This is a genomic window from Streptomyces sp. NPDC005533 (assembly GCF_042871845.1).
Classification (GTDB): Bacteria; Actinomycetota; Actinomycetes; order Streptomycetales; family Streptomycetaceae; genus Streptomyces.
Genome location: NZ_JBIAJH010000048.1, coordinates 20,118 through 43,922, shown reverse-complemented (window position 1 = coordinate 43,922; position 23,805 = coordinate 20,118). Strand labels below are relative to the sequence as shown.

The window sequence follows — 23,805 nt, the reverse complement described above, 5'->3', positions numbered from 1 at the left end:
GGGGGCGGGCGCGCGCCGGGGCGTCTCCTCGGGCGCCGAACGTGACGAGAGGTCGGACACCTCGGCGGCAGTGCGTTCGACGCCCTGCGGGGATCACCCCGACACACACCCACCCCCACCCCAACCGGCCAGCCTGCTACCCAGTGCTTGCGCACCATCCAGCTAAGCCGCACAAACTCAGCCCCGCCGGCGTTTGAGGCGCGGGGTCCGGGGCGGAGCCCCGATCTGTAAGCCGCACCGGGCAGCGGCGGCGCACCACTCCTGCTTCGCCGCACCACTCCAGCCCCGCCGGCGATTGAGGCGCGGGGTGCGGGGCGGAGCCCCGGGCTTTGAGCCGCACGGCTCTGGCCTGCGCCGCGCAAACTCAGCCCCGCCGGCGTTTGAGGCGCGGGGCGGAGCTCCGGGCCCGGCACCCCCGGCCGGCGAGGCCATGGCGGGAGACGGGCTACGCCCGAGCGGTGTCCTCGCCCGGGGTGGTGGGCGAGGCCGCCGGTTCGGGGGCCTCCTCGAAGTTCACGCGGCCCATGTGCCGGTTCATCGACTTCATCAGGGCCCACACGCCGATGGCGAGGGCCGCGAACACGATGAACCCCAGGAGGCCGGGCGTCACCTTGTTCTTGTCGAAGGTGTCACCCGCCAGCGGGAGGAGCTGGGTCAGTGCTGCCTGCGTAGCGCTCATAGCTACGCATTCTCCCGGATGCCCGCGAAGAGGTCGGACTCGGGGAGGGAAGTGTCGACGAGCGACTTCGCGAGCTCGTACTCCTCCGTGGGCCAGACCTCCTTCTGGACGTCCATCGGGACGCGGAACCAGCCGCCGTCCGGGTCGATCTGCGTGGCGTGCGCGATGAGCGCCTTGTCACGGATCTCGAAGAAGTCGGCGCACGGCACGTGGGTGGTGAGGGTCCGCTCCTTGCGCTCGAACTCCTTCCACCGCTCCAGCCACTCGCCGTAGGGGGACTCCATGCCGCGTGCGAGCAGTGCCTCGTGCAGGGCGATGGTGCGCGGCTTGTTGAAGCCCTGGTTGTAGTAGAGCTTCTGCGGCTGGTAGGCGGGGCCGAACTCGCTCTCGGGGTACTTCTCCGTGTCGGCCGCGCCGTCGAAGGCCACCATCGTGATCTTGTGGGTCATGATGTGGTCGGGGTGCGGGTAGCCGCCATTCTCGTCGTACGTGGTGACGACCTGCGGCTTGAAGGCGCGGATCTTCTTCACCAGCTCGCCGGCGGCCTCGTCGACGTCCGCGAGCGCGAAGCACCCCTCGGGCAGCGGCGGCAGCGGGTCGCCCTCCGGAAGGCCGGAGTCCACGTAGCCGAGCCATTCCTGCTCGATGCCGAGGATCTCGCGGGCCTCGTCCATCTCCTTGGCGCGCACCTCGTGGATGTTCTCCTCGATGTACTTGTCGCCCTGGAGCTTGGGGTTCAGCACGGAGCCGCGCTCGCCACCGGTGCAGGTGACGACCAGCACCGGAACCCCCTCGGACACGTACTTGGCCATGGTGGCCGCGCCCTTGCTCGACTCGTCGTCGGGGTGGGCGTGGACGGCCATCAGTCGAAGCTGCTCGGTCAAGACAGGATCCTCTGCGATTCGGCGCGACGGTCGGCTTCTATAGTGACCGAACTGGGGGACGGAAAATTCCAGGGGTGCCCACCCTCCCCGCAGAGAGGAAACGATCATGAGCGCGGTGCGCGAGGGACTGCCCGAGGGCCGCTACGGCCGGTCGGCGGACGAGCGTGCGGACCGGAAGCTCAAGATCGTCGGGGCGGCGCTGGGTGCCGCGCTGCTGGGTGTGGTCGGCTGGATCGGCTGGGACTACATCGCGGGACAGAGCGTGAGCGCCGAAGTGATCAAGTTCCAGGTGGTGTCGGACACCGAGGTCAAGGTGCACTTGGAGGTCCGCAAGGAGGCCTCGGTCACCGGGGTCTGCTCCCTGAGCTCGCAGGACAAGGAGCACGGCGAGGTGGGCCGCGCCGACTTCACCTTCGCCCAGCCCGAGGGCCGCGTGGACGAGGTGGTGTCCTTGAGGACGACGCACCGTGCCACGATGATCGAGCTGGTCGGCTGCCGGCCCGCGGGTTCCGCCCGCTGAGGCTTGACGACGCGGCCGACGGGGCAATGAGCCCCTGAGGTCCTCCCCCTTTTCTTCCCGAATTGTTAGGCTCGTGGTTTCGCCCGCCGCTGGCGGCTTTGTAGTCCCCTGTACCGACGAGGAGCACCCGTGACCCAGACGAGCGAAAGCGTCACCTGGCTGACCCAGGCGGCGTACGACCAGCTGAAGGCGGAGCTGGACTACCTCTCTGGTCCCGCCCGCACGGAGATCGCCACGAAGATCGCAGCCGCCCGCGAGGAGGGCGACCTGCGCGAGAACGGTGGCTACCACGCGGCCAAGGAGGAGCAGGGCAAGCAGGAGCTCCGGGTCCGCCAGCTCACGCAGCTCTTGGAGAACGCCAAGGTCGGCACCGCGCCCGCGTCCGACGGCGTCGTGGCCCCCGGCACGCTCGTCAAGATCGCCTTCGACGGCGACGAGGACGACACCATGGAGTTCCTGCTGGCCTCCCGCGAGTACGCCTCCTCGGACTTCGAGACGTACTCCCCCCAGTCCCCGCTGGGCAGCGGCGTCCTGGGCAAGGCGATCGGCGAGGACGCCGAGTACGAGCTGCCGAACGGCAAGAAGGCCTCGGTCAAGATCCTGGACGTCAAGCCCTTCACCGGCTGATCACCCTCGGTCACTGCCTGGTTTTCCTGCTGCACGCACGATGCCCGGCCGGGTTCTCCCGGCCGGGCATCGTCGTACGTACGTGCGTACGGGTGCGCGGCCCTACGCCGTCGCCGAGCGGTACTTGCGCACCGCGAGGGAGCGGAAGACCACGATGATCAGCAGCGACCAGAGCACGGACGCCAGGACCGGGTGCTGCATCGGCCAGGCGTCGGGGACCGGGTAGCCCTCGGGGAGGTTGCCGAAGAGCTCGCGGGCCGCCTGGACGGTCGCGCTGAAGGGGTTCCACTCCGCGATGGTCCGCAGGAACGGCGGCATGTTCTCGGAGGGGACGAAGGCGTTCGAGATGAACGTCAGCGGGAAGAGCCAGATCAGTCCGCCCGAGGTGGCCGCCTCCGGGGTGCGCACCGAGAGGCCGATCAGGGCGCCGATCCAGGAGAAGGCGTAGCCGAGCAGGAGCAGCAGCGCGAAGCCGGCGAGGACCTCGCCCATGCTGGTGTGGGTGCGCCAGCCGACGAGCAGGGCCACGATCGCCAGGACGAACAGGGTGAGCGTGGTCTGGACGAGGTCGGCGAGGGTGCGGCCGGTGAGGACCGCGCCGCGGGCCATGGGCAGCGAGCGGAAGCGGTCGATCAGGCCCTTGTGCATGTCGTCGGCGATGCCCGCGCCCGCGCCGGCCGTGGCGAAGGTGACGGTCTGCGCGAAGATGCCCGCCATCAGGAACTCGCGGTAGGCGGCCGGCGACGTGGTGTCGCCGACCATGATCGAGCCGCCGAAGACGTAGCTGAAGAGCACGACGAACATCACCGGCTGGATCACGCCGAAGATGATCATCTCGGGAATCCGGGACATGCGGATGAGGTTCCGCTTGGCGATCACCAGGGAGTCGTTGACGCCCTGGACGATGCCGCCGCGCGGCCGGGGCGCGGTCAGGTCCGTGGTCGGGGAGGTGAGGGTCACTTCGCCGCCTCCTCGCGCGCGGCCTTGCGGCCCTTGGTGTCGGCGGCGGCCGCGCCGTCGCCGTTCTCCTCGGCGATCCGCTCGGCCGCGTGGCCGGTGAGGGAGATGAACACGTCGTCCAGGGTGGGGCGGCGCAGACCTATGTCGTCGATCTCGATGCCCCGGCCGTCCAGTTCCCTGATGACCTCGGCGAGCAGCTTGGCGCCGCCCGACACCGGCACGGTCAGCTTGCGGGTGTGCTCCTCGACGGTGGTCTCGCCCTTGCCGAAGCCGGCGAGCACCTCGCGCGCGGTGGCCATGTGGTCCCGCTCGTGGACGACGACCTCCACGCGCTCGCCGCCCGTACGGGCCTTGAGCTGGTCGGAGGTGCCGCGGGCGATGACCTTGCCGTGGTCGACCACGCAGATGTCATGGGCGAGGTGGTCGGCCTCCTCCAGGTACTGGGTGGTGAGCAGCAGGGTGGTGCCGCCCGCGACCAGTTCCTGGATGATCCCCCACAGCTGCTGGCGGTTGCGGGGGTCGAGGCCGGTGGTGGGCTCGTCCATGAACATGACGGGCGGGCTGACGACGAGGGCTGCGGCGAGGTCGAGTCGCCTGCGCATGCCGCCGGAGTAGGTCTTGGCGGTGCGGTCGGCGGCGTCGGCGAGGTTGAAGCGTTCGAGCAGTTCGTCGGCCCGGGCCTTGGCGGCCTTGGACCTCATCTGGTAGAGCTGGCCGACCATCTGGAGGTTCTCGCGGCCGGTCAGGTATTCGTCGACGGCGGCGAACTGGCCGGAGAGGCCGATGGCCCGGCGGACCTCGTTGGGGTGCTTGAGCACGTCGATGCCGGCGACGACGGCCTTGCCGCTGTCGGGCCGGAGCAGGGTGGTCAGGACGCGTACGGTCGTGGTCTTCCCGGCGCCGTTGGGGCCGAGGAGACCCAGGACGGTGCCTTCGGGGACATCGAGGTCCACGCCGTCCAGAGCCCGTACATCGCCGAAGGTCTTGACCAGACCTTCGGCGTAGATAGCGCCTGGCATAGGGATTCTCCCAGTGTGAATCGGGCCAGTAGAATCAGGAATTTCAGGGCATTTCTCCGCAAATCCTATGGGCGCCGGGTGGCTGTCGCCCGGCCGAACGGGTGGTGCCGACGCCCCGACGGCGTCCGCCGTCTAGCTCATCACCTTGTATCCCGCGGCGTGCAGTTTCCGCGCGACCTCCGCGCAGTGCTCCGGGCCCTTCGTCTCCAGGTGCAGTTCCACCTCCACCTCCGTGAGCCCCAGCCGCGGGTCGGTCCGTACGTGGCTCACGTCCAGTACGTTCGCATCCACCACTGACAACACCCCCAGGAGACCGGCCAGGGCGCCGGGGCGGTCGGCCACGCGCAGCCGCAGGGACAGGTAGCGGCCCGCCGCCGCCATGCCGTGGCGCAGGATCCGCTGGAGCAGCAGCGGATCGACGTTGCCGCCGGACAGGACGGCCACCACCGGTCCGCCGCCGTACAGTTCGGGCTCGCTCAGCAGCGCCGCGACCGTGCTGCAGCCGGCCGGTTCGACCACCAGCTTCGCCCGTTCCAGGCACAGCAGCAGTGCGCTGGAGAGGGCGTCCTCGGAGACCGTGCGCACGTCGTCGACGAGCTCGGAAATGATGCTGAAGGGGATGTCGCCGGGGCGGCCGACCTTGATGCCGTCCGCCATCGTGACGGGCTCGTCGACGGAGACGGGGTGCCCCACCCTGAGCGAGGGCGGGTACGCGGCCGCGCCCGCGGCCTGCACTCCGATGATCCGCACGTCGGGCCGCAGCGCCTTCACGGCGACGGCGACGCCGGCCGCGAGACCGCCGCCGCCGATCCCGACGAGGATGGTCCGCACCTCGGGGCACTGCTCCAGGATCTCCAGGCCCACCGTGCCCTGCCCCGCGATGATGTCGCGGTGGTCGAAGGGGTGGATGAACACCGCGCCGGTACGGTCCGCGTGGTCCTGGGCGGCCGCGAGGGTCTCGTCGACGACCTGTCCGTGCATGCGCACCTCGGCGCCGTACTCCTGGGTCGCGGCCACCTTCGGCAGCGGCGCCCCGACCGGCATGAAGACGGTGGAGCGGACCCCGAGGAGGGTGGAGGCGAGCGCCACGCCCTGCGCGTGGTTGCCGGCGCTGGCCGCGACGACGCCGGCGGCCCGCTGCTCGGGGCGCAGGCCGGCGATGCGGACGTAGGCGCCGCGCAGTTTGAAGGAGCCGGTGCGCTGCAGGTTCTCGCACTTGAGGTGGACCGGGGACCCGGTGAGTGAGGACAGGTGCCGGCTGCCTTCCATCGCGGTGACCCGGGAGACGCCCGAGAGCATCTTCTGAGCCCCCCGGACGTCGTCGAGGACGACCTGCGGGACGGGCTGGGGCACGCGGTAGTTCATGCGGCCAGTCTCGCAGCCCGCGGTCGGGGCGGCTCGGGGCGCGGGGGCGGGCTCCGCGAGGGGGCGGAGGGCCGGCGGCGGCAGGGGCGCGGGAAAAGCGCCGGGGCGGGGCTCGGAGAGGGGCTGCGAGAAGCAGTCCGCGAGGGGCGAAATCTCGCCATCCGGGATGCGGTCGAGACGGTCGCGCGGGCGGGCCGTATCAGTTCTCGTACGAGGCGTACGGGCCGCCGCACGGCCGCGTACTCTGTCCCCCATCCTTGTCGGACCCACGCGAAGAGAGCCCACGGCCATGCCTTCCATCCCGGCCAATTCCGACCTGCCCGCGGCGGCCGACGCGCCCGCCGGAGGCGGTCTCCTCGACTCGCTCCAGCACCAGGTGGCGGTCTTCGCCCGCCGCGCCGAGCAGACCCGCCTGGGCGGTGTGGGCCAGGCCCGCAACTCGATGGACCGCGCCGCCTACCTGCTGCTGAACCGGCTCGACCTGGAGGGCCCGATGGGCGTCAAGGCGCTCGCCGGCGGCATGGGGATCGACTCCTCCACGGTGACCCGGCAGGTCGCGCCGCTGGTCGACAGCGGCCTCGTCAAGCGGACCTCGCACCCCGAGGACGGACGGGCCGTGGTGCTCGCGCTGTCCCCGCGGGGGCTGGCGCGGCTGGAGGAGGTCCGCTCCTCGCGGCGCGAGCTGATGGCGCGCGTGACGGAGGGCTGGAGCGAGGACGAGCGGGAATCCTTCACCGGACTGCTGACGCGCTTCAACCTGTCGCTGTCGGAGCTGATGGCGGCCGTGGCCGAAGCCGGCCCGGCCACCTGAGCGGAGTCCGTCCGTCCTCTTGACCTGGACGGTCCCGCTGCCCGCACTATGTGGACTATGTGGGCGGTTGATCAACAGGCTGGCTCCTACGCGGAGTTCGAGTCCTTCGTCGCGGGCGCGGCGGGGCGGCTCCTGCATGTCGGGGTGCTGCTGACCGGTGAACCGGAGGCCGCCCGCCGGCTGCTGGCGGGCGCGCTGGCCCGTACGTACGCGAACTGGCTGCGGCTGCGCGGGGACGACCCGTACGACTTCACCCGTCAGGAGCTGTGCTCGGCCTTCGCCCGGACCGGCTGGCGCCACCAGGGCGGCACGGGCGTACTGGCGCGGCTGAGCCCGCCGGAGCGGATCGTCCTCGTCCTGCGGCTCTACGAAGGGGTCGCCGAGGAGGTCGTGGCGGCGCAGCTGGGGCTGACGGTCGACCGCGTACGGGTGCTGTGCAACCGGGCCGTGGCCGCGCTGAGGTCCCGGGAGGCGGCGTGAGCGGGCTCCCGGACCGGAAGGAAGCCCAGGTCAGGCAGCTGCTGGAGGGGCCGTACCCGACGGTGCCGGCGGGCCTCGCGGCGGGGGCGGCGGCTCGGGGTGACCGGCTGCTGCGTCGGCGGCGGGCGTGGCGGCGGCTGGGCTGGGCCGTGCTCTTCGCAGCCGCGGTGGCCTTCGTCGTCTGGGCCTCCCTGACCCGCCCCTGGGTCGCCCCGCCGAGCGGCATCTCCCCACCCCTGGAGGGCTGGTAGCCCCACCCTCGGCCAATTCGGCCTCGCCGGCGCCTCGCAGGCCGGCGAGGCCGAACGGCCCGGGTCACCCCCGAAGTCGTCGGCGGGGCCGGGTTTGCCGGCGGGCGGTGCGGCCGGAACGGCCCGGGCGACCCCGAGGACGGTGGTGGGGCCCCGTGGGGGGCGGGGCCCCGGTGGGTCAGCCCAGGGCCTGGGTGAGGTCCGCGATGAGGTCGTCCGCGTTCTCGATGCCCACCGAGACGCGGATCAGGTCCGCCGGGACCTCCAGCGCCGAGCCGGCCACCGACGCGTGCGTCATGCGGCCCGGGTGCTCGATGAGGGACTCGACGCCGCCCAGGGACTCGGCCAGGGTGAAGATCTTGGTGCGGCCGCAGACCGCGACGGCCTCTTCCTCGCCGCCGGCGACCTGGAAGGAGACCATGCCGCCGAAGTTGCGCATCTGCTTGGCGGCGACCTCGTGGCCCGGGTGCTCGGGCAGGCCCGGGTAGAGGACCTTGGTGACCTTCGGGTGCCGCTTGAGCACCTCGACGATCTTGCCCGCGTTCTCCGCGTGCCGGTCCATGCGCACGGCCAGGGTCTTGATGCCGCGCAGCACGACCCAGGAGTCGAACGGGCCGGCCACCGCGCCCATCGCGTTCTGGTGGTAGGCCAGTTCCTCGCCGAGGGCCGCGTCCGCGGTGACCAGCGCGCCGCCGACCACGTCGGAGTGCCCGCCCATGTACTTGGTCAGCGAGTGCACGACCACGTCCGCGCCCAGCGCGAGCGGCTGCTGGAGGTAGGGCGAGGCGAAGGTGTTGTCCACGACCAGCTTGGCGCCGGCCGTCCGCGCGATGTCGGCGACCACCGCGATGTCGGTGATGCCGAGCAGCGGGTTGGAGGGGGTCTCGACCCAGATGACCTTCGTCTTCGGGGTGAGGGCGGCCCGTACGGACTCGGCGTCGGAGGTGTCGGCCACCGACCACTCCACGCCCCAGCGGGAGACGACCTTCGCGAAGAGGCGGAAGGTGCCGCCGTAGGCGTCGTTGGGGATGACCACGTGGTCGCCCGGGGAGAGCAGCGTGCGCAGCAGGCAGTCCTCGGCGGCCAGTCCGGACGCGAAGGCGAGCCCGCGCCGGCCGCCCTCCAGCGCCGCGAGGTTCTCCTCCAGCGCGGTGCGGGTCGGGTTGGCGCTGCGGCTGTACTCGTAGCCACCGCGCAGGCCGCCGACGCCGTCCTGCTTGTACGTGGAGACCTGGTAGATCGGGGGTACGACCGCGCCGGTCTGCGGGTCCGCCGTGTTGCCCGCGTGGATCGCGCGGGTCTCGAAGCTCTGGTGCTCGTGGCTGTCGTCGCTCATGGTCAGATGCTATGCCCAGCCCGGGTCGGGGTCCCCTATTGGCCTGCGGCCCCCTCGGTCTGGTTCGCTGGAGGCATGGAGATTCTGTGGTTGCTGTTCGCGATGCTCATGATCGTGTTCATCGTGGGTCCGTACATCCGGCGCAGGCGCGGCGGCATCCGCCTGGTCACGCCGGACAGCCCTGACGCGGCGGACCCGGCGAACTACGGATTCGACCGGCAGGAGGAGCTCGACATCCGCGTCCCCGGGCCCGACCAGGACCTGATGGACGCCCTCGAGAACGTGCGGCGCACCGGCCGGTGGCAGGCGGCCTCACAGCTGCTCGCCGGGACCCCGCGGGAGGGCGAACGGCGCTGGCAGCGCGTGCAGGCCTTCGGCGGGGCGGCGGCGCTGGAGCTGGTGGCGCAGCCGGGAGTGGGCGCGCAGTGGCTGAAGGCGTGGCGGCTGGAGGCGGAGCAGGACGCGGGCGGCGCGCAGGTGCACGCGGAGCTGCTGGTCCAGCAGGCGTGGCGGCACTCGGGCGGGGTCGGGTCGACCGATCACCGGATCATCCTGGAGGAGGCCAGGGAGGCGTGCCGCAGGGCCGCCCTCGTGACTCCGGAGGATCCGGTTCCCTACATCACGGAGCTGGCGATCGCGCGGGGTCTGGCGTACTCGGAGGCGGAGTTCGACGCCCTGTGGGCGAAGGTCATAGACCGGGCGCCGCAGCACATGGGCGCGCACATCGCGGCGCTGCACTACTGGTGCGCGAAGTGGCACGGCTCGCGGGAGCAGGCGGACGCGTTCGCGCACGCGGCGGCGGCGCGCGCCCCGCAGGGCTCGCTGCTGGCGGCGCTGCCGCTGTTCTCGGTGTACGAGAACACGCCGGAGCTCGTGATGACCGCCTACTACGAGAGCGCGGTCGTGACGCGGGCGGTGGAGGGCGCGCTGTACGCGGTGAACACGGCGCGGCAGGACGACCCGATGCAGGCGCACGTACGGCACCTGCTGCTGATGTTCCTGGTCCGCATGGAGCGCTGGGCGGAGGCGATGGAGCAGGTGGCGTACGTGGACGGGTACGTGGGCGCGCTGCCGTGGTCGGAGTCGGAGGACCCGGCGGCGGCGTACGCGGTGTACCGGGCGCTGGCGGTGGCGGGGTACGAGGCGAACGGCGGGTCGCCCGCGACCCTCCCCCAGTAGCGCGCGACCCGGGACCGGGCGTCCCGCCCGGGGCCGGGGCGTGACCCGTGGGAAAGGGGCGGGCCGGGGAATCCCGGCCCGCCCCTTTCCGTTGTCACTGCCACAAGGAGGGAATCCATGTTCTCGTACCGCCGTACCCCTGAGCTGCCCGCCCGCGAGGAGGCCCTGACGGGCCGCGCGGAGCCGCTCTTCGCCCTGCCCGAGAAGCACACCGTGCTCGGCAATCCGCTGTCCGGTCCGTACCCCTCGCACCTCGAAGTGGCCGACTTCGGCCTGGGCTGCTTCTGGGGCGCGGAGCGCAAGTTCTGGCAGACCCCCGGGGTGTGGACCACGCTGGCCGGCTACCAGGGCGGCTACACCGAGAATCCGACCTACGAGGAGGTCTGCTCGGGGCTGACCGGCCACACCGAGGTCGTCCGCGTGGTCTTCGACCCGTCCCAGGTCTCGTACGCGGCCCTCCTCAAGCTGTTCTGGGAGTCCCACGACCCGACCCAGGGATTCCGCCAGGGCAACGACGTCGGCACCCAGTACCGCTCGGCGCTCTACACCCACTCCCCCGCCCAGCAGGCGACGGCCGAGGCCTCCCGCACCGCCTACCAGCAGGTCCTGGCCTCGTCGGGGTACGGCGAGATCACCACGGTCGTCCTCCCGGCGGCGGACCGCCCCTTCTGGCCCGCGGAGGCCCACCACCAGCAGTACCTGGACAAGAACCCGGGCGGCTACTGCGGTATCGGCGGCACGGGCGTCTCCTGCCCGATCGGCGTGGCCGCAGCCGAATGACGCGGCCGGCGCGCCCCCACCGGGGGCCGCGCCGGTCACCGGTCCGGACGGGCTACAGCTTGATCTGGAAGATGCCCGTGTCGCGTTCGCGGCGGTAGCCGAGGGACGCGTTCACCGTGCGCATCGGGGTGTTGGCGTCGGCCACGGTCGTGGCGATGTGGCGCAGGGCCGGATGGCGGGCGGCGGCCTCGGCGGCCATGCGGAGCTTCACGGCGCGGCCGAGGCCGTGGCCGCGGTGGCCGGGGGTGACGACCGTGTCGTGCTGGAGGGCGCGGACACCGGCGGGGTCCGGGAGGACGAGTTCCGTGTACGCGGCCACCTCGCCGGCCGCGGTGACCGCCGCGACCGTGGTCAGCTCGCCGCCCCGGTCGATGATCAGCTGTTGCAGGGCGTGCAGCCGCCGCGCCGTCCAGACCTGGATCCGCTCGTCCATGTCCCCGCTGGGGGCGTCCTCCATCGCGCCGTGGGCCGTGGCGAGGGCCGGTGCCCAGGCGTCGGGGGCCAGGCCGTGCCAGGTGTGCAGCTCGTAGCCGGGCGTGGCGGGGACCGGCGCAGGACCGGCGGGCAGTTCTTGTTCGTACCAGGCCATCGGCAGGACGTTCTCGAAGCCGAGGGACTCGGCGAACGCCTGCCCCGGCCCGCCCACGTCCACCATGGCGGCGACCGAGGTCCGGCCCTGCGCGATCAGTTCCTCGCGGACCCGCTCCCACAGGGCGGTGCCCACGCCGCGCCGCCGCTCCTGCGGCCGTACGGTCAGCACGTCGAGGAACGCGGTGTGCGTGTTCCCCTCCTCGGTGAACAGGAGCAGGGCCGCCGCGCCCGCGCCCTCGCCCGCCGCCCAGAGCACCGGCCGGCCGCGTGCCGGCGGGACGCACAGCCGCCCGGCGACCTCCCCGCGGGTGGGCGGGGGCAGCTGCGGCTGGTCGGCGGCCCCGGCGGCGGTGAGGAGCGCCAGCCAGGTGTCCACCTCGGCGTCGGTCGGGGGCAGATCGAGGGAGCGGATCATCATGATCCGACCCTAGACGGGCTCCGGACGCGGCATTGAGCGCTTTTCGGCCTCGGTGAAAGCACGGACGGCGGGGAACCCCGAGGGTTCCCCGCCGTCCGTTCGCCGGGTCGGTGGCGTCCGCTTGCGCGGCGTCAGGCGGCCGAGCCGGCCTTCCAGTCCGCCCAGCTCATGTTCCAGCCGTTGAGGCCGTTGTCCGGCTTGATGGTCTTGTCCGGGGAGTTGACCACGGTGACCACGTCGCCGATGAGGGAGTTGTCGAAGAACCAGGCGGCGGGCTGGTTCGGGTCGCCCGCGCCCTTGGCGTCGTTCAGGCCGACGCAGCCGTGGCTGGTGTTGGCGCTGCCGAAGACCGAGTCGGCTCCCCAGTAGTTGCCGTGGATGAAGGTGCCGGACGTGGACAGCCGCATGGCGTGCGGGACGTCCTTGATGTCGTACTCGCCCTTGCCCTCGTCGTTCTTGAAGCCGACGGTCGAGCCGTCCATCCGGGTCTCCTTGAACTTCTCGGAGATCACCATCTGGCCGTTGTACGTCGGGTTCTCCGGGGAGCCCGCCGAGATCGGGATGGTCTTGAGGACCGCGCCGTCCCGGGTGACCGTCATCTTCTTCGTCTTCGTGTCGACCGTGGAGACCTGGCTGCGGCCGATCTTGAAGGTGACGGTCTTGCTCTGGACGCCCTGGACGCCGGGAGCGCCCTGGACGCCCTCCAGAGCCAGCTTCAGCGTGACGGTGGAGTTCGCCTGCCAGTACTGCTCGGGGCGGAAGTCGAGGCGCTGCGGGCTGAACCAGTGGCCGACGATCTCCTGGCCGCTGCTGGAGGAGACCGAGATCCCCGCCTGGACGGCCTTCTTGTCCTTGATCGCCTTGTTGAAGGTGATCGACACCGGCATGCCCACGCCGACGGTCTGGCCTTCCTCCGGGACGAAGGAGGCCACGAAGCTGTTCTCGGGCGAGACGGTGGTGAAGGAGGCGTTCTCGTGGGCCTCGCGGCCGTCCGCGTCCTTCGCCGTCGCGGCCAGGGCGTACTTCGTGGAGCGCTTCAGGGCCGCGTCGGGCTTCCAGCTCTTGCCGTCGGCGGCGATCTTGCCGGTCACGGCCGTGCCCTCGCTGGTCTTCAGCTCGACCAGGGTGAGCGTGCCGTCACTGACGGCGACGTTGGCGGCGTCGTTCAGGCCGACGTTGGTGGCGCCGTCCTTCGGCGTGATGGTTATCTTCGCCTTCGACGCGTCCTTGGCCGCCGCCGCGTCGGCCTCCGCCTGGGACTTGCTGGCCTCGCCGTTGCCCTTCGGCTTGTCGTCGCCCCCGTCGTTGCACGCCGAGAGCACCAGTACACCGCCGAGCACGACGGATATGGCCGCCAGGGACCTTCTCCGTCGCTTGCTGTCCGTCCTCACACGTCACTCCATCGTTGCCGGATACCCCGGGGCTGCCGTCCCGGGGTGGGCCGGGCAGGGGGAATGACCCCCTGCCTCGTCCTGACAACGCGTTAACGGCGCCGGCCGGTTCCACATTCCGTTGGGATGTGGGCAACCACACGGTCAGGCGTTGTCGGGTTCCTCGTCGAACTCCCCATCTTCCTCGTCGAGGTCCCACTCCATCGACTCGGGGTCGTATTCCACGGGCTCACTGCTCCAGGAGGCCTGCGCGAGCTCCACGCCCGGGATGCCCACGACCAGGTCAGTGGGGTCCACCAGGTAGGCGAGGGCCTCCGATTCGTCCTCGCGGACGGCGGACTCGGCGTGGCCGCGTTCCTCGTCCGGCATGAACTCGTCGGCCTTGATGTGTGCGAGCGCGGCTCCGGTGAGTGCCTGAGCATCCGGCACCTCAAGGACCAAATCGACTCGAAGGCGGACATAGCGTGATGTCTCAGAAGGGTTCATACGACGGAGAGTAAGCCCGCGGAAGCCCTGACTTTCCCACGACCCGCCCCTTTCCGTAGCATCACCGCACACGGCCAATTCGCTGCTGCCACAAGGGGGATCGCACCGTGTCCGCACGTCGACCGCTGCTCACCGCTCTCGGAGCGACCACCCTCCTCGCCGCCCTGTGGTTCGTGCCCTCCGCGGGCGCCACCTCACCAGGGGCCGCGGAGAGCCCGTCCGGTGTGCCCGCGGGCGCGAACACCGCGGAGAGCGCAGCCGGCACGCAGAGCGCGGCCGGCACGCAGAGCGCCGACGCCGCGGGCCCGCAGGCCCCGTCCGTCCTGCTCGCCGACACCGGCTCCGTCGACACCACGCCCTACCTGCTGGGCGGCACGCTCTGCCTCGGGGTCGGGGCCGGGTTCGTGACCTTCTCCGTACGCCGCTCCCACGCCGCCTCGCGCCCCCTGTGAGCGCCTCGCGCCCCTGACCGACGGGAAGGGCCGCCCCGGGGAGTTCCCGGAGCGGCCCTTCGCGGCACACCAGAGCCTGTCGTCAGGCGAGCGGGCCCGTCACCGGCTCCACCGCGGCGACGAGGCCGCCCGAGCGGACGAACGCGTCGGCGGCGGCCAGGTCAGGGGCGAGGAAACGATCCGGCCCGGGACCCTGCACGCCCGCCGCGCGGGCGGCCTCGATCGCGGCCAGGCTGGCCGGCGCCGCGGTGAGCCCGTGGCGCAGCTCGATGGCGCGGGTGGCCGCGTACAGCTCGATGGCGATGATCCGCGTCAGGTTGTCGACGGCGGTACGGAGCTTGCGCGCGGCCGACCAGCCCATCGAGACGTGGTCCTCCTGCATGGCGGAGGAGGGGATCGAGTCGGCGGAGGCCGGCACCGCGAGCCGCTTCATCTCGCTGACCAGGGCGGCCTGCGTGTACTGGGCGATCATCAGACCGGAGTCCACGCCGGCGTCGTCCGCGAGGAACGGCGGCAGGCCGTGCGAGCGGTTCTTGTCGAGCAGCCGGTCCGTGCGGCGCTCGGCGATGGAGCCGAGGTCTGCGGCGGCGATGGCCAGGAAGTCCAGGACGTACGCGACCGGGGCCCCGTGGAAGTTGCCGTTGGACTCCACGCGCCCGTCGGGCAGCACCACCGGGTTGTCGACGGCGGCGGCCAGCTCGCGGGAGGCCACCAGGGCGGCGTGCGCCATGGTGTCGCGGCCCGCGCCGGCGACTTGCGGGGCGCAGCGCACCGAGTACGCGTCCTGCACGCGCGGGGCGGTCTCCTCCTGGTAGTGCCGCACGAGCCCCGAGCCCTTCAGGACGGCGGCCATGTTGGCGGCGGAGGCGCTCTGGCCGGGGTGCGGGCGGATGGCGTGCAGCTCGGGCTGGAGGACCTTCTCGGTGCCGAGGAGCGCTTCCAGGGTGAGGGCCGCGGTGATGTCGGCGGAGGTGTAGAGCCTGCCGAGGTCGGCGAGGGCCATGACGAGCATGCCGAGCATGCCGTCGGTGCCGTTGAGGAGGGCGAGGCCCTCCTTCTCGCGGAGCTCGACGGGGGTGATCCCGGCTTCGGCGAGGAGTTCGCCGGCGGGGCGGACGGTTCCGTCCGGGCCCTCGGCGTCGCCCTCGCCCATCAGCGCGAGCGCGCAGTGGGACAGCGGCGCGAGGTCGCCGGAGCAGCCGAGGGAGCCGTACTCGTGGACGACGGGGGTGATCCCGGCGTTGAGCACGTCGGCCATGGTCTGGGCGACGGAGGGCCGTACCCCGGTGTGTCCGGAGGCGACGGTCTTCAGCCGGAGGAACATCAGCGCGCGGACCACCTCGCGCTCGACGCGCGGGCCCATGCCGGCGGCGTGCGAGCGGACGATGTTGCGCTGGAGCTGGGCGCGCAGCTCGGGACTGATGTGCCGGGAGGCGAGGGCGCCGAATCCGGTGGACACCCCGTAGACGGGCTCGGGCTTGGCGGCCAGGGCGTCGACGATCTCGCGGGCGCGGGCGAGTGCGTCGAGCGCCTCGCCGGACAGCTCGACCTTTGCGTTGCCGCGGGCGACGGCGATGACGTCCTCGGCGGTGGTCCCGGAGGTCCCGACCACAACAGTGTGCATATCCATATTCAGCACCCTACGGATTGAATCGCTTCATGTCACTAGGGGAAATTGTCACGATCGCGACCGACGAGTAACCCTTACGCTCACTGCCGCCCGCGGAAGCGGCGTCGCTCCCCCGGGGCCTCCTGGGCGGCGGCGTCCGCGAGCCGGACCACCGCGGTGTCCCGCCCCGCCACCACGGGCCCGGCCGAGCGGGCCGCCTTCGCCTTGTACTGGGCGGCGTCGGCCAGCCGGAACAGCCGCCGGGAGGACTTGACCGGCCCGATCGGGTCCCCGGTGGAGGCCACCCCGCAGGCCACGCCCTCACCCAGCTCCAGCTCGGCGGCCCGGGTGCACAATTCCTCGGTGACCCGGACCACCTCGTCGGCGCTCGGGCCGACCCCGACCAGGCAGAACTCGTCACCGCCCAGGCGTGCCACCAGCGCGCCGGGCAGCATGGCCCCGCAGAGGCTGAGCACCGACCCGAAGCGCTCCAGCAGCCGGTCCCCCATGGCGTGGCCCAGGGTGTCGTTGACCTTCTTCAGTCCGTTCAGGTCGCACACGACGAGGCTGACCACCACACCGGTCCGCCGGTGCTCCTCCAGGGCCTCGTCCAGCCGCATGTCGACGGCCCGCCGGTTCGCGAGCCCGGTCAGCGGATCGGTGAAGGCGAGGCGCCGGGCCTCCTCCAGCCGCTCGTTCTGCGCGAGCCCGGCCGCGATCACGGCGGCGAGCACGGTGGCGAACTCGGCGTCGTCCTCGTCGAAGTCGGGCAGGCCCTCGTCCCGGGCCACGTACAGCTCGCCCCAGGCCCGCCCGCTGAGCACGACCGGCGCGACCACGCAGGTACCGCGGCCGCGGTGGCGCAGGGCCTCCCCGCGCCGCCCCGGCCGGTCGCCGACGGCGCTCTCGACCCAGGCGTGCGGGCCGCCGCCACCGACCCAGCGTTCGTGGAGGAACTCGGTGATCTCGGGGAAGTCGTGCACGGGGTACGACTCGTCCTCGGGGAACTCCTCCTCCCCGGCCCGCCGCTCGCCCTCGTTCACGAGCACGCGCAGGCGCCCCCGCTCCCGCTCCCACGCGGAGATCGCCGCGAACGAGCCGTCCAGCGCCGTGCGCGCCCCCCGCGCCGCCGCCCGCACACTGTCCCGCGGCGTGCAGGCCGCGGCCATCGCCTGCGCGAGGCTCACCACGGCCCGCAGCCGCCCGTCGACTCCCATCACCCCAGGTTAGGGAGTTTTGCCCGATTTGGTACGCGTGACGCCGCTGGGGAGGCGCCCCCCGGGACCCGCCGGACGGGCGGCGGCACCCGGGCGGAGACGGGTGACGGGCGACGGGCGACGGGCGGGCTACTCCCCCGGCCAGTTCGGCTTGCGCTTCTCGTTGAACGCCGCCACGCCCTCCGCCCGGTCCCCGGAGAAGGCCACCGTCCGCCAGGCCGCGTCCTCGATCTCCAGACCGGCCGCCAGGTCCATCCCGTGTCCCAGCCGCAGCGCCCGCTTGGCCGCCCGCAGACCCACCGGGGAGTTCGCCGCCATCCGGGACGCCAGGGCCAGCGCCTCGGCCCTGTCCTGCCCCGCCGGGACCAGCGAGTCCACCAGCCCCAGGGACAGCGCCTCGGCCGCCTCCACCCGGCGGGCCGTGAAGATCAGCTCGGCCGCCCGCGCCGCACCCACCCGGCGCGGCAGCAGCTGCGTACCGCCGCCGCCCGGGATCACGCCCACCGACACCTCGGGCAGCCCGACCACCGCGGTCTCGTCGGCCACGATCACGTCGCAGGCCAGGGCCAGCTCGAAGCCGCCGCCCAGCGCGAACCCGTGCACGGCCGCGACCGTCGGCACCGGAAGCTCCAGCACGCCCCCGTACGCCCCCCGCGTGGTGGGCCGCTGCCGCACCAGCTCGGCGTCCGACAGCGAGTTCCGCTCCTTGAGGTCCGCCCCGACGCAGAAGGCCCGCTCCGCGGTGGAAGACAGCACCACCACCCGCACCGACGGGTCCGCCGCGAGCGCCGCGCAGGCGGCGCCGATCGAGCGGGCCATCTCCGTCGACACCGCGTTCATCGCCTTGGGGCGGTCCATCGCCAGCTCCGCGACGTGCCCGTCGCCCTCCCGACGTACCGCGACGAACTCTCCGAAGCGCTGCTCAGACATGCCTGCGACCCTCCCGGTTAACGAGCGTTATCGCCGCACTCTAGTGCGCGGGGAGGCCACCGGGTCAAGGCTGCGCGGTTCCGGGGCACGGCCGGGCCCCGGCCCGCCGGCGAAGCTCCGGTGCCGTCCGTCCGTACGGGGCCCGCAGGCGCGTCAGGCGGGGTTCTTGGGCTTCCTGCGGGTCAGCGACCAGGGCTCCACCACGCCGAGTCCGCGGACCGGGCGCTGCCACATCGGCTGGAGGGCGAACCGGTAGGACACCTCGTCGGGCGAGGCCTCGGCCTCCTTCTCCGACACCGGGGCGGCCCCGGTCCGGGAGAGCTCCTCGGCCATCGCGCCGTCCACGAGCACCGCGTCCTTGGGGGCTATGGACGTCAGCCGGCTCGCCAGGTTCACCGTGGTCCCGAAGACGTCGCCCATCCGGGTCGTCACCGTGCCGAAGGCGATCCCGACCCGCAGCTCGGGCATCTGCGGGTCGAGCTCCATCGTCTCGATCAGCCGCAGCGCGATCTCCGCCGCCGTCGCCGCGTCGTCGGCGCAGTACAGCACCTCGTCGCCGAGCGTCTTGATCAACCGGCCGCCGTGCGCGGCGACCAGGTCCGCCGCGGTCGTCTCGAAGGACTCGACCAGCTCGCCGAGCTCCTCCTCCTCCAGCCGCCGCGTGAGGCGGGTGAAGCCCACCAGGTCGGCGAAGCCCACCGCGAGCCGGCGGTCGACCATCTCGTCGTCGTCCGCGACCTGCACCACGCGCCCGGTGGCGGCCGCCAGCTGCCGCCGCCACACGTAGACGAGGAACTCCTCCAGCTCGGGCAGGAGCAGCTCCACCAGGGGGTACGTGACCTCCGTGCGGGTCATCCCCGGCTCCGGCGGCTCCGTCAGCCCTTCCAGGAACGAGTCGATCTGCCACTCGGCCAACCGCGCCGTGGTCTGCCCGGTGGACCGGGCCACCTGCACCGCCATCGGCTCGGACAGCAGCCCGGCCTCCACCAGACCGGCGAGCCGGCGCAGGGCCAGTACGTCGGCCTCGGTCAGCGCCTTGGCCTGCCCGATGTCGGCGAAGCCCATGGCCCGCCAGAAACGGGAGGCGAGCTCCATGGACACACCGGCGCTCCGGGCGGCCTGGAACGGCGTGTACCGGCGCTCGGCCCCGAGGATCAGCTGCTCCAGCCGGATGGCGAGGGGATCCGCCGTCGGCTGGACCGTGTGGTCGACCTCGTGGTGCGGCGTGTGCTGGTCACGGCCGATCGGGGTGACCGGGCCGGACGAGGAGCCGCCGGCGCCGTGGGACGCGCTGGACGTAGAGTCGTCGACGGTCAAGGGCCGCCTCCTGTCCATTCCGTGCGCACTGCCCTGCGAACCGGTTGATCACCACGAGCACCGGGATCGCCTAAACCATACGGCAGGTGTGCCGTAGCTCACTCCCCCTCCCCTTTTTGCGACCCGGCCCCCTTGCGGGGTGCCCGGGCCGGGCATGAGGCCGTACCCGCCCGAAATGCTGCTTCCGCACGTTTCTCCGCGCGCCCGGCCCCATAACCACCGTGCCCCGTCAGTGGACGGAGCGCAGGTGGACGACGTCCCCGGCGCCCACCGCCTCGTGCTGTCCCTCGGCCGTACGGATCACCAGCCGGCCGTCGGTGTCCACCGCTTCGGCCGTTCCGGTGAGGGCGCGCCCGCCGGGGAGCTCCGCGCGGACGTGGCGGCCGAGGGTGGCGCAGCCCGCCGCGTAGGTCTCCTGGAGGCCGCTGGCGGCGGGGTCGCCGCCCGCCGCGCGCCAGTTCCCGTACCACTCCTCCAGGGACCGCAGTACGGCCCTCAGCAGCGGGTCCCGGTCGGTCACGGCGGCCTTGGCCAGCGCCAGCGAGCCCGCGGCCGGTACGGGCAGCTCGTCCTCGGTGAGGCTGACGTTGAGCCCGATCCCGACCACGACCCCGTCGGCGACCCGCTCGGCGAGGATGCCGCCGGTCTTGCGCTCCTCGCCCTCCACGGTGACCAGCAGGTCGTTGGGCCATTTGAGGGCGGTGTCCACGCCCGCCGCACGGGAGAGCCCGGTCGCGGTGGCCACCCCGGCCAGCAGGGTCAGCCAGCCCCAGCGCTCCTGCGGCACCGCGTCGCCCGGCTTGAACAGCACGGAGAAGAACAGCCCGGACCGGGCCGGCGCGACCCAGCTCCGGTCCAGCCGTCCGCGCCCGGCGCTCTGCTCCTCGGCGACGAGCACGGCCCCCTCCGGCAGCTCCGGCGCCCGGGCGGCGAGGTCGGTGTTGGTGGACCCGGTGGTGGCGACCACCTCCAGGGAGGTCCACAGCCCTCCCCCGGTCACGAGGGCCCGCCGCAACCCCTCGGCGTTCAGCGGCGGCCGCTCCAGGCTCGACCAACGACTGGCGGGAGCTCCTGCTGATGCATCTGATGGCGTCATGCAACCCACAGTAGGTGTGTCAAACGCCGCACTGCCGAGCGCCATGCCCGCCGATACGCTACGCACCAGTAGCCAGCAGTAGTCAATCAATTGACCAGGCAGTTGACACCATGCAGGGAGCCGCGACCCCGATGTCACATCCGTCAGAGCCGATCGACATGCACACCACCGCGGGCAAGATCGCGGATTTGCAGCGCCGCATCGACGAAGCCACCCACGCCGGGTCCGCGCGTGCCGTGGAGAAGCAGCACGCCAAGGGCAAGCTGACGGCGCGTGAGCGGGTTGCCCTGCTGCTGGACGAGGGCTCGTTCGTCGAGCTCGACGAGTTCGCCCGGCACCGCTCCACCAGCTTCGGGCTGGAGAAGACCCGCCCCTACGGCGACGGCGTCGTCACCGGCTACGGCACGGTGGACGGCCGTCCGATCGCCGTGTTCTCGCAGGACTTCACCGTCTTCGGCGGCGCCCTCGGCGAGACCTACGGCCAGAAGATCATGAAGGTCATGGACTTCGCGCTGAAGACGGGCTGCCCCCTCGTCGGCATCAACGACTCCGGCGGCGCCCGCATCCAGGAGGGCGTCAGCGCGCTGGGCATGTACGGGGAGATCTTCCGCCGCAACGTCCACGCGTCCGGCGTGATCCCGCAGATCAGCCTGATCGTCGGGCCCTGCGCCGGCGGCGCCGTGTACTCGCCGGCCATCACCGACTTCACGGTCATGGTCGACCAGACCTCGCACATGTTCATCACCGGCCCGGACGTCATCAAGACGGTCACCGGCGAGGACGTCGGCTTCGAGGAGCTGGGCGGGGCGCGCACCCACAACAGCACGTCCGGCGTGGCCCACCACATGGCGGGCGACGAGAAGGACGCCATCGAGTACGTGAAGTCGCTCCTCGCGTACCTGCCGTCGAACAACCTGTCCGAGCCGCCCGCCTTCCCGGAGGAGGCGGACACCGAGGTCTCCGACCTCGACCGCGAGCTCGACGCGCTGATCCCGGACAGCGCGAACCAGCCGTACGACATGCACACCGTGATCGAGCACGTACTGGACGACGGCGAGTTCCTGGAGACGCAGGCGCTCTTCGCGCCGAACATCCTGACCGGTTTCGGCCGGGTCGAGGGCCACCCGGTGGGCATCGTCGCCAACCAGCCGATGCAGTTCGCCGGCTGCCTCGACATCAACGCCTCCGAGAAGGCGGCACGGTTCGTACGGACCTGCGACGCCTTCAACGTCCCGGTGCTGACCTTCGTGGACGTGCCGGGCTTCCTGCCGGGCACGGACCAGGAGTACAACGGAATCATCCGGCGCGGCGCGAAGCTGATCTACGCGTACGCCGAGGCCACCGTCCCCCTGATCACCGTTATCACCCGCAAGGCCTTCGGCGGCGCGTACGACGTCATGGGCTCCAAGCACCTCGGCGCGGACCTGAACCTGGCCTGGCCGACCGCGCAGATCGCCGTCATGGGCGCGCAGGGCGCGGTGAACATCCTGCACCGCCGGACCATCGCGGAGGCGGACAATGTGGAGGAGACCCGGGCACGGCTCATCGCCGAGTACGAGGACGCGCTGCTCAACCCGTACACGGCCGCCGAGCGCGGTTACATCGACGCGGTGACCATGCCGTCCGAGACCCGGGCGCACGTGGTCAAGGGGCTTCGGCAGCTGCGCACCAAGCGGGAGTCCCTGCCGCCGAAGAAGCACGGCAACATCCCCCTCTAGCCCTCCAGGAGGTCTCTGTGGTGATCAAGGTCGTCAAGGGCAATCCGACCCCGGAGGAGCTGGCCGCCGCACTGGCGGTGGTCCAAGCGCGCGCGGCGGCGCTGGCCTCGGCTCCGTCGGGCGCCCCGCCGGTCGCGGACGAGTGGTCGACGCCGTCGCGGGTGGCGCGGCGCCGGCTGCCGCGTCCGGGGCCGCGCGCGTGGAGCCGTACGTACTGGCCCGGCTAGCCGAAGATGACGTGAACGCGGGACGGCGCCTGAGTACCCGTACTCAGGCGCCGCACCGGTTCCCGGGGCCAGGATCGGAGCATGCTCTGGTCCGACCCGAAGAACGAGCCGCCCAAGGAAATGCGCGACGCGCAGGCGATGATCCGGCGGCTGAGCGTGGTGCTCGCGCTCGCCATGCTCGTCGTGGTCTACGTCCTGGGTGTGGGCGCGGGCCACTTCTAGGGGCCCGTGCGGGCCCGTACCGAGCCGGTCCGGGGGCCGTACCGGGCCGGTCCGGGGGCCGTACCGGGCCGGTCCGGGGTGTGTTCCGGCAGGTCGCCCGCGCGCCTACGATGACCGGCATGACTGCCACGCCCCAGCCCGCGAACCCGCGCAAGCTCGTCCTCGCCTCCGCCTCCCCCGCCCGGCTGAACCTGCTGCGCCAGGCCGGGCTCGCCCCCCACGTGATCGTCAGCGGTTTCGACGAGGACACCCTGAACCACGACGAGCCCGCCCAGCTGGCCCTGGCGCTCGCCGAGGCGAAGGCGGCGGTCGTGGCGGGCCTGGAGGAGGCCGCGGGCGCCCTGGTGATCGGCTGCGACTCCGTGCTGGAGCTGGACGGCGAGGCGCTCGGCAAGCCCGCCGACGCCGAGGAGGCCACCGCGCGCTGGAAGTCGATGCGCGGACGGGCGGGCGTGCTGCGCACCGGGCACTGCGTGATCGACACGGCGGACGGCCGCCAGGTCTCGGCGACGGCGTCGACGACGGTCCGGTTCGGCGAGCCCACGGACGCGGAGGTCGCGGCGTACGTGGCCAGCGGCGAGCCGCTGCACGTGGCCGGGGCGTTCACGCTGGACGGGCTGTCGGCGCCGTTCATCGACGGCATCGACGGGGATCACGGCAACGTGATCGGCCTGTCGCTGCCGCTGCTGCGCTCCCTGCTGGGCGAACTGGGCGTGTCCATCACGGACCTGTGGGCTTGAGCTCCCCGTACGCGGCCGGGGGCGGGGGCTGCGGCTGTACGCCCCCGTCGTCGTCGCCGGCGCCGTCCCGCGGGGCGGCGTAGAGCGTCAGGGTCAGCACCAGCAGGCACAGGATCAGCGTCGTCGCCGCGAAAGCGGCCCAGCCGACGAGGACGACGGCGAGGACGCCGAGCAGCCCGTGGGTGACGGCGGCCGCGATGAGGACGACGCGGGCGAAGCGGCCCGGGGGGCGGTCGCCGAGCGCGGCGACGGCGGCGAGGACCGCGCACAGCACGAGGAAGACGCCCATGCCCGCCCCCATGGCGTAGGTGGCCTTGGACATGAGGTCCGGATCGCTGCCGGCGATGGACATCGACTGGTTCGCCGTGGTCCGGCCCAGCACGATGTGGACGAGCACGAGCACGGCCGCTTCCGCGACGAGCACGATCGCGGCCAGTCCGGCCACGAGTCTGCGCAGCACGACGCCCCACCCCCCACACGTCACAAGCCTGTTCGACGCC

27 protein-coding genes are annotated in these 23,805 nt (G+C 72.2%); 12 read left to right on the top strand and 15 right to left on the bottom strand.

Annotated elements, in window-relative coordinates; genetic code table 11:
• Window positions 1–445: 445 nt before the first annotated feature.
• Window positions 446–679: a hypothetical protein gene (locus ACFYP3_RS31995; protein ID WP_388840232.1), complete on the bottom strand. Its 234-nt coding sequence runs from the start codon at window positions 677–679 to the stop codon at window positions 446–448.
• A 2-nt stretch (window positions 680–681) separates the two neighbouring features.
• Window positions 682–1,563 carry a mycothiol conjugate amidase Mca gene (gene mca / locus ACFYP3_RS31990; RefSeq protein WP_388840229.1) on the bottom strand — a complete coding sequence of 294 codons (882 nt, stop codon included), beginning with the start codon at window positions 1,561–1,563 and terminating at the stop codon, window positions 682–684.
• A gap of 106 nt (window positions 1,564–1,669) precedes the next feature.
• On the opposite strand from mca, the gene ACFYP3_RS31985 reads away from it, so the two are divergent.
• Both ACFYP3_RS31985 and greA read left to right on the top strand, forming a co-directional pair.
• On the top strand, window positions 1,670–2,083 hold the full coding sequence (locus ACFYP3_RS31985; protein ID WP_388840226.1) for a DUF4307 domain-containing protein: 414 nt from the start codon (window positions 1,670–1,672) through the stop codon (window positions 2,081–2,083).
• 129 nt (window positions 2,084–2,212) lie between these two features.
• Entirely contained in the window at window positions 2,213–2,710 is a 498-nt protein-coding gene (gene greA / locus ACFYP3_RS31980) for a transcription elongation factor GreA (RefSeq protein ID WP_030009952.1), read from the top strand.
• Between the two features lie 102 nt (window positions 2,711–2,812).
• Here the strand turns inward: greA and ACFYP3_RS31975 are convergent, their stop codons facing one another.
• The 3 genes from ACFYP3_RS31975 to ilvA form a co-directional block, all read right to left on the bottom strand.
• Window positions 2,813–3,670: an ABC transporter permease gene (locus ACFYP3_RS31975; protein ID WP_388840223.1), complete on the bottom strand. Its 858-nt coding sequence runs from the start codon at window positions 3,668–3,670 to the stop codon at window positions 2,813–2,815.
• Window positions 3,667–4,689 carry an ATP-binding cassette domain-containing protein gene (locus tag ACFYP3_RS31970; protein WP_388840220.1) on the bottom strand — a complete coding sequence of 341 codons (1,023 nt, stop codon included), beginning with the start codon at window positions 4,687–4,689 and terminating at the stop codon, window positions 3,667–3,669. Before ACFYP3_RS31970 ends, ACFYP3_RS31975 begins: the two co-directional genes overlap by 4 nt.
• Before the next feature lie 132 nt (window positions 4,690–4,821).
• Window positions 4,822–6,054, bottom strand: coding sequence for a threonine ammonia-lyase (ilvA, locus tag ACFYP3_RS31965; protein WP_388840217.1), 1,233 nt, complete (start codon window positions 6,052–6,054; stop codon window positions 4,822–4,824).
• A 289-nt stretch (window positions 6,055–6,343) separates the two neighbouring features.
• Here ilvA and ACFYP3_RS31960 point away from each other — a divergent pair, with 289 nt between their 5' ends.
• The 3 genes from ACFYP3_RS31960 to ACFYP3_RS31950 are packed head-to-tail and all read left to right on the top strand — an operon-like array spanning window position 6,344 to window position 7,596.
• A complete protein-coding gene (locus ACFYP3_RS31960; RefSeq protein ID WP_388840214.1) occupies window positions 6,344–6,865 on the top strand; it encodes a MarR family winged helix-turn-helix transcriptional regulator in 522 nt (173 codons plus the stop codon).
• A gap of 57 nt (window positions 6,866–6,922) precedes the next feature.
• Complete coding sequence (locus ACFYP3_RS31955; protein WP_388840211.1) at window positions 6,923–7,345, top strand: sigma factor-like helix-turn-helix DNA-binding protein; 423 nt, start codon at window positions 6,923–6,925, stop codon at window positions 7,343–7,345.
• The gene (locus ACFYP3_RS31950) at window positions 7,342–7,596 is read left to right on the top strand and encodes a hypothetical protein (protein ID WP_388840208.1); all 255 of its coding nucleotides are present in this window, start codon (window positions 7,342–7,344) and stop codon (window positions 7,594–7,596) included. The genes ACFYP3_RS31955 and ACFYP3_RS31950 overlap by 4 nt, the downstream gene beginning before the upstream one ends.
• A 178-nt stretch (window positions 7,597–7,774) precedes the next feature.
• Here the strand turns inward: ACFYP3_RS31950 and ACFYP3_RS31945 are convergent, their stop codons facing one another.
• Window positions 7,775–8,932: a cystathionine gamma-synthase gene (locus tag ACFYP3_RS31945; protein ID WP_365483622.1), complete on the bottom strand. Its 1,158-nt coding sequence runs from the start codon at window positions 8,930–8,932 to the stop codon at window positions 7,775–7,777.
• 75 nt (window positions 8,933–9,007) lie between these two features.
• On the opposite strand from ACFYP3_RS31945, the gene ACFYP3_RS31940 reads away from it, so the two are divergent.
• Both ACFYP3_RS31940 and msrA read left to right on the top strand, forming a co-directional pair.
• Window positions 9,008–10,111, top strand: a complete 1,104-nt coding sequence (locus tag ACFYP3_RS31940) for a hypothetical protein (protein ID WP_388840205.1) — start codon at window positions 9,008–9,010, stop codon at window positions 10,109–10,111.
• A 117-nt stretch (window positions 10,112–10,228) separates the two neighbouring features.
• Window positions 10,229–10,891, top strand: a complete 663-nt coding sequence (msrA, locus tag ACFYP3_RS31935; RefSeq protein ID WP_388840202.1) for a peptide-methionine (S)-S-oxide reductase MsrA — start codon at window positions 10,229–10,231, stop codon at window positions 10,889–10,891.
• A 52-nt stretch (window positions 10,892–10,943) separates the two neighbouring features.
• Here msrA and ACFYP3_RS31930 read toward each other — a convergent pair whose 3' ends face one another.
• From ACFYP3_RS31930 to ACFYP3_RS31920, 3 genes are all read right to left on the bottom strand, one after another.
• Window positions 10,944–11,900, bottom strand: a complete 957-nt coding sequence (locus ACFYP3_RS31930; RefSeq protein WP_388840199.1) for a GNAT family N-acetyltransferase — start codon at window positions 11,898–11,900, stop codon at window positions 10,944–10,946.
• Window positions 11,901–12,031: 131 nt separating this feature from the next.
• The gene (locus ACFYP3_RS31925) at window positions 12,032–13,291 is read right to left on the bottom strand and encodes an Ig-like domain-containing protein (protein ID WP_388840196.1); all 1,260 of its coding nucleotides are present in this window, start codon (window positions 13,289–13,291) and stop codon (window positions 12,032–12,034) included.
• Between the two features lie 144 nt (window positions 13,292–13,435).
• The gene (locus ACFYP3_RS31920; RefSeq protein WP_376620091.1) at window positions 13,436–13,720 is read right to left on the bottom strand and encodes a hypothetical protein; all 285 of its coding nucleotides are present in this window, start codon (window positions 13,718–13,720) and stop codon (window positions 13,436–13,438) included.
• 164 nt (window positions 13,721–13,884) lie between these two features.
• Here ACFYP3_RS31920 and ACFYP3_RS31915 point away from each other — a divergent pair, with 164 nt between their 5' ends.
• Window positions 13,885–14,229: a hypothetical protein gene (locus tag ACFYP3_RS31915; protein ID WP_388840194.1), complete on the top strand. Its 345-nt coding sequence runs from the start codon at window positions 13,885–13,887 to the stop codon at window positions 14,227–14,229.
• An 82-nt stretch (window positions 14,230–14,311) separates the two neighbouring features.
• On the opposite strand, the gene hutH is transcribed toward ACFYP3_RS31915, so the two are convergent.
• The 5 genes from hutH to ACFYP3_RS31890 all read right to left on the bottom strand — a co-directional run bounded on the left by hutH (window position 14,312) and on the right by ACFYP3_RS31890 (window position 20,398).
• Window positions 14,312–15,853: a histidine ammonia-lyase gene (hutH, locus tag ACFYP3_RS31910; protein WP_388840191.1), complete on the bottom strand. Its 1,542-nt coding sequence runs from the start codon at window positions 15,851–15,853 to the stop codon at window positions 14,312–14,314.
• Window positions 15,854–15,939: 86 nt separating this feature from the next.
• On the bottom strand, window positions 15,940–17,055 hold the full coding sequence (locus tag ACFYP3_RS31905; RefSeq protein WP_388840188.1) for a diguanylate cyclase domain-containing protein: 1,116 nt from the start codon (window positions 17,053–17,055) through the stop codon (window positions 15,940–15,942).
• Window positions 17,056–17,184: 129 nt separating this feature from the next.
• A complete protein-coding gene (locus tag ACFYP3_RS31900) occupies window positions 17,185–17,985 on the bottom strand; it encodes an enoyl-CoA hydratase-related protein (RefSeq protein ID WP_365483589.1) in 801 nt (266 codons plus the stop codon).
• Between the two features lie 153 nt (window positions 17,986–18,138).
• A complete protein-coding gene (locus ACFYP3_RS31895; protein WP_388840185.1) occupies window positions 18,139–19,302 on the bottom strand; it encodes an adenylate/guanylate cyclase domain-containing protein in 1,164 nt (387 codons plus the stop codon).
• 229 nt (window positions 19,303–19,531) lie between these two features.
• Window positions 19,532–20,398 (bottom strand): biotin--[acetyl-CoA-carboxylase] ligase, encoded by an 867-nt coding sequence (locus ACFYP3_RS31890; RefSeq protein ID WP_388840182.1) that lies wholly within the window; start codon window positions 20,396–20,398, stop codon window positions 19,532–19,534.
• Between the two features lie 131 nt (window positions 20,399–20,529).
• Between ACFYP3_RS31890 and ACFYP3_RS31885 the strand changes: the two genes are divergently transcribed.
• The 4 genes from ACFYP3_RS31885 (at window position 20,530) to ACFYP3_RS31870 (ending at window position 23,305) form a co-directional block, all read left to right on the top strand.
• Window positions 20,530–22,116, top strand: a complete 1,587-nt coding sequence (locus ACFYP3_RS31885; protein ID WP_388840179.1) for an acyl-CoA carboxylase subunit beta — start codon at window positions 20,530–20,532, stop codon at window positions 22,114–22,116.
• A gap of 17 nt (window positions 22,117–22,133) precedes the next feature.
• On the top strand, window positions 22,134–22,343 hold the full coding sequence (locus ACFYP3_RS31880) for an acyl-CoA carboxylase epsilon subunit (RefSeq protein ID WP_388840176.1): 210 nt from the start codon (window positions 22,134–22,136) through the stop codon (window positions 22,341–22,343).
• Window positions 22,344–22,424: 81 nt separating this feature from the next.
• Window positions 22,425–22,565 (top strand): morphogenic membrane protein MmpB, encoded by a 141-nt coding sequence (mmpB, locus tag ACFYP3_RS31875; RefSeq protein ID WP_388840173.1) that lies wholly within the window; start codon window positions 22,425–22,427, stop codon window positions 22,563–22,565.
• Window positions 22,566–22,684: 119 nt separating this feature from the next.
• Entirely contained in the window at window positions 22,685–23,305 is a 621-nt protein-coding gene (locus tag ACFYP3_RS31870; protein ID WP_388840170.1) for a nucleoside triphosphate pyrophosphatase, read from the top strand.
• Here ACFYP3_RS31870 and ACFYP3_RS31865 read toward each other — a convergent pair.
• Window positions 23,286–23,765 carry a hypothetical protein gene (locus ACFYP3_RS31865; RefSeq protein WP_388840167.1) on the bottom strand — a complete coding sequence of 160 codons (480 nt, stop codon included), beginning with the start codon at window positions 23,763–23,765 and terminating at the stop codon, window positions 23,286–23,288. The two genes, ACFYP3_RS31870 and ACFYP3_RS31865, sit on opposite strands and share 20 nt — an antisense overlap.
• Between the last annotated feature and the right edge of the window lie 40 nt (window positions 23,766–23,805).

Bases quoted from the DNA above. Each gene is read 5' to 3' on its own strand.
- ACFYP3_RS31995 (WP_388840232.1), bottom strand. From the start codon at position 679: ATGAGCGCTACGCAGGCAGCACTGACCCAGCTCCTCCCGCTGGCGGGT.
- ACFYP3_RS31985 (WP_388840226.1), top strand. From the start codon at position 1,670: ATGAGCGCGGTGCGCGAGGGACTGCCCGAGGGCCGCTACGGCCGGTCG.
- ACFYP3_RS31970 (WP_388840220.1), bottom strand. From the start codon at position 4,689: ATGCCAGGCGCTATCTACGCCGAAGGTCTGGTCAAGACCTTCGGCGAT.
- ilvA (WP_388840217.1), bottom strand. From the start codon at position 6,054: ATGAACTACCGCGTGCCCCAGCCCGTCCCGCAGGTCGTCCTCGACGAC.
- ACFYP3_RS31960 (WP_388840214.1), top strand. From the start codon at position 6,344: ATGCCTTCCATCCCGGCCAATTCCGACCTGCCCGCGGCGGCCGACGCG.
- ACFYP3_RS31955 (WP_388840211.1), top strand. From the start codon at position 6,923: ATGTGGGCGGTTGATCAACAGGCTGGCTCCTACGCGGAGTTCGAGTCC.
- ACFYP3_RS31945 (WP_365483622.1), bottom strand. From the start codon at position 8,932: ATGAGCGACGACAGCCACGAGCACCAGAGCTTCGAGACCCGCGCGATC.
- ACFYP3_RS31940 (WP_388840205.1), top strand. From the start codon at position 9,008: ATGGAGATTCTGTGGTTGCTGTTCGCGATGCTCATGATCGTGTTCATC.
- msrA (WP_388840202.1), top strand. From the start codon at position 10,229: ATGTTCTCGTACCGCCGTACCCCTGAGCTGCCCGCCCGCGAGGAGGCC.
- ACFYP3_RS31930 (WP_388840199.1), bottom strand. From the start codon at position 11,900: ATGATGATCCGCTCCCTCGATCTGCCCCCGACCGACGCCGAGGTGGAC.
- hutH (WP_388840191.1), bottom strand. From the start codon at position 15,853: ATGCACACTGTTGTGGTCGGGACCTCCGGGACCACCGCCGAGGACGTC.
- ACFYP3_RS31905 (WP_388840188.1), bottom strand. From the start codon at position 17,055: ATGGGAGTCGACGGGCGGCTGCGGGCCGTGGTGAGCCTCGCGCAGGCG.
- ACFYP3_RS31900 (WP_365483589.1), bottom strand. From the start codon at position 17,985: ATGTCTGAGCAGCGCTTCGGAGAGTTCGTCGCGGTACGTCGGGAGGGC.
- ACFYP3_RS31890 (WP_388840182.1), bottom strand. From the start codon at position 20,398: ATGACGCCATCAGATGCATCAGCAGGAGCTCCCGCCAGTCGTTGGTCG.
- ACFYP3_RS31885 (WP_388840179.1), top strand. From the start codon at position 20,530: ATGTCACATCCGTCAGAGCCGATCGACATGCACACCACCGCGGGCAAG.
- mmpB (WP_388840173.1), top strand. From the start codon at position 22,425: ATGCTCTGGTCCGACCCGAAGAACGAGCCGCCCAAGGAAATGCGCGAC.
- ACFYP3_RS31870 (WP_388840170.1), top strand. From the start codon at position 22,685: ATGACTGCCACGCCCCAGCCCGCGAACCCGCGCAAGCTCGTCCTCGCC.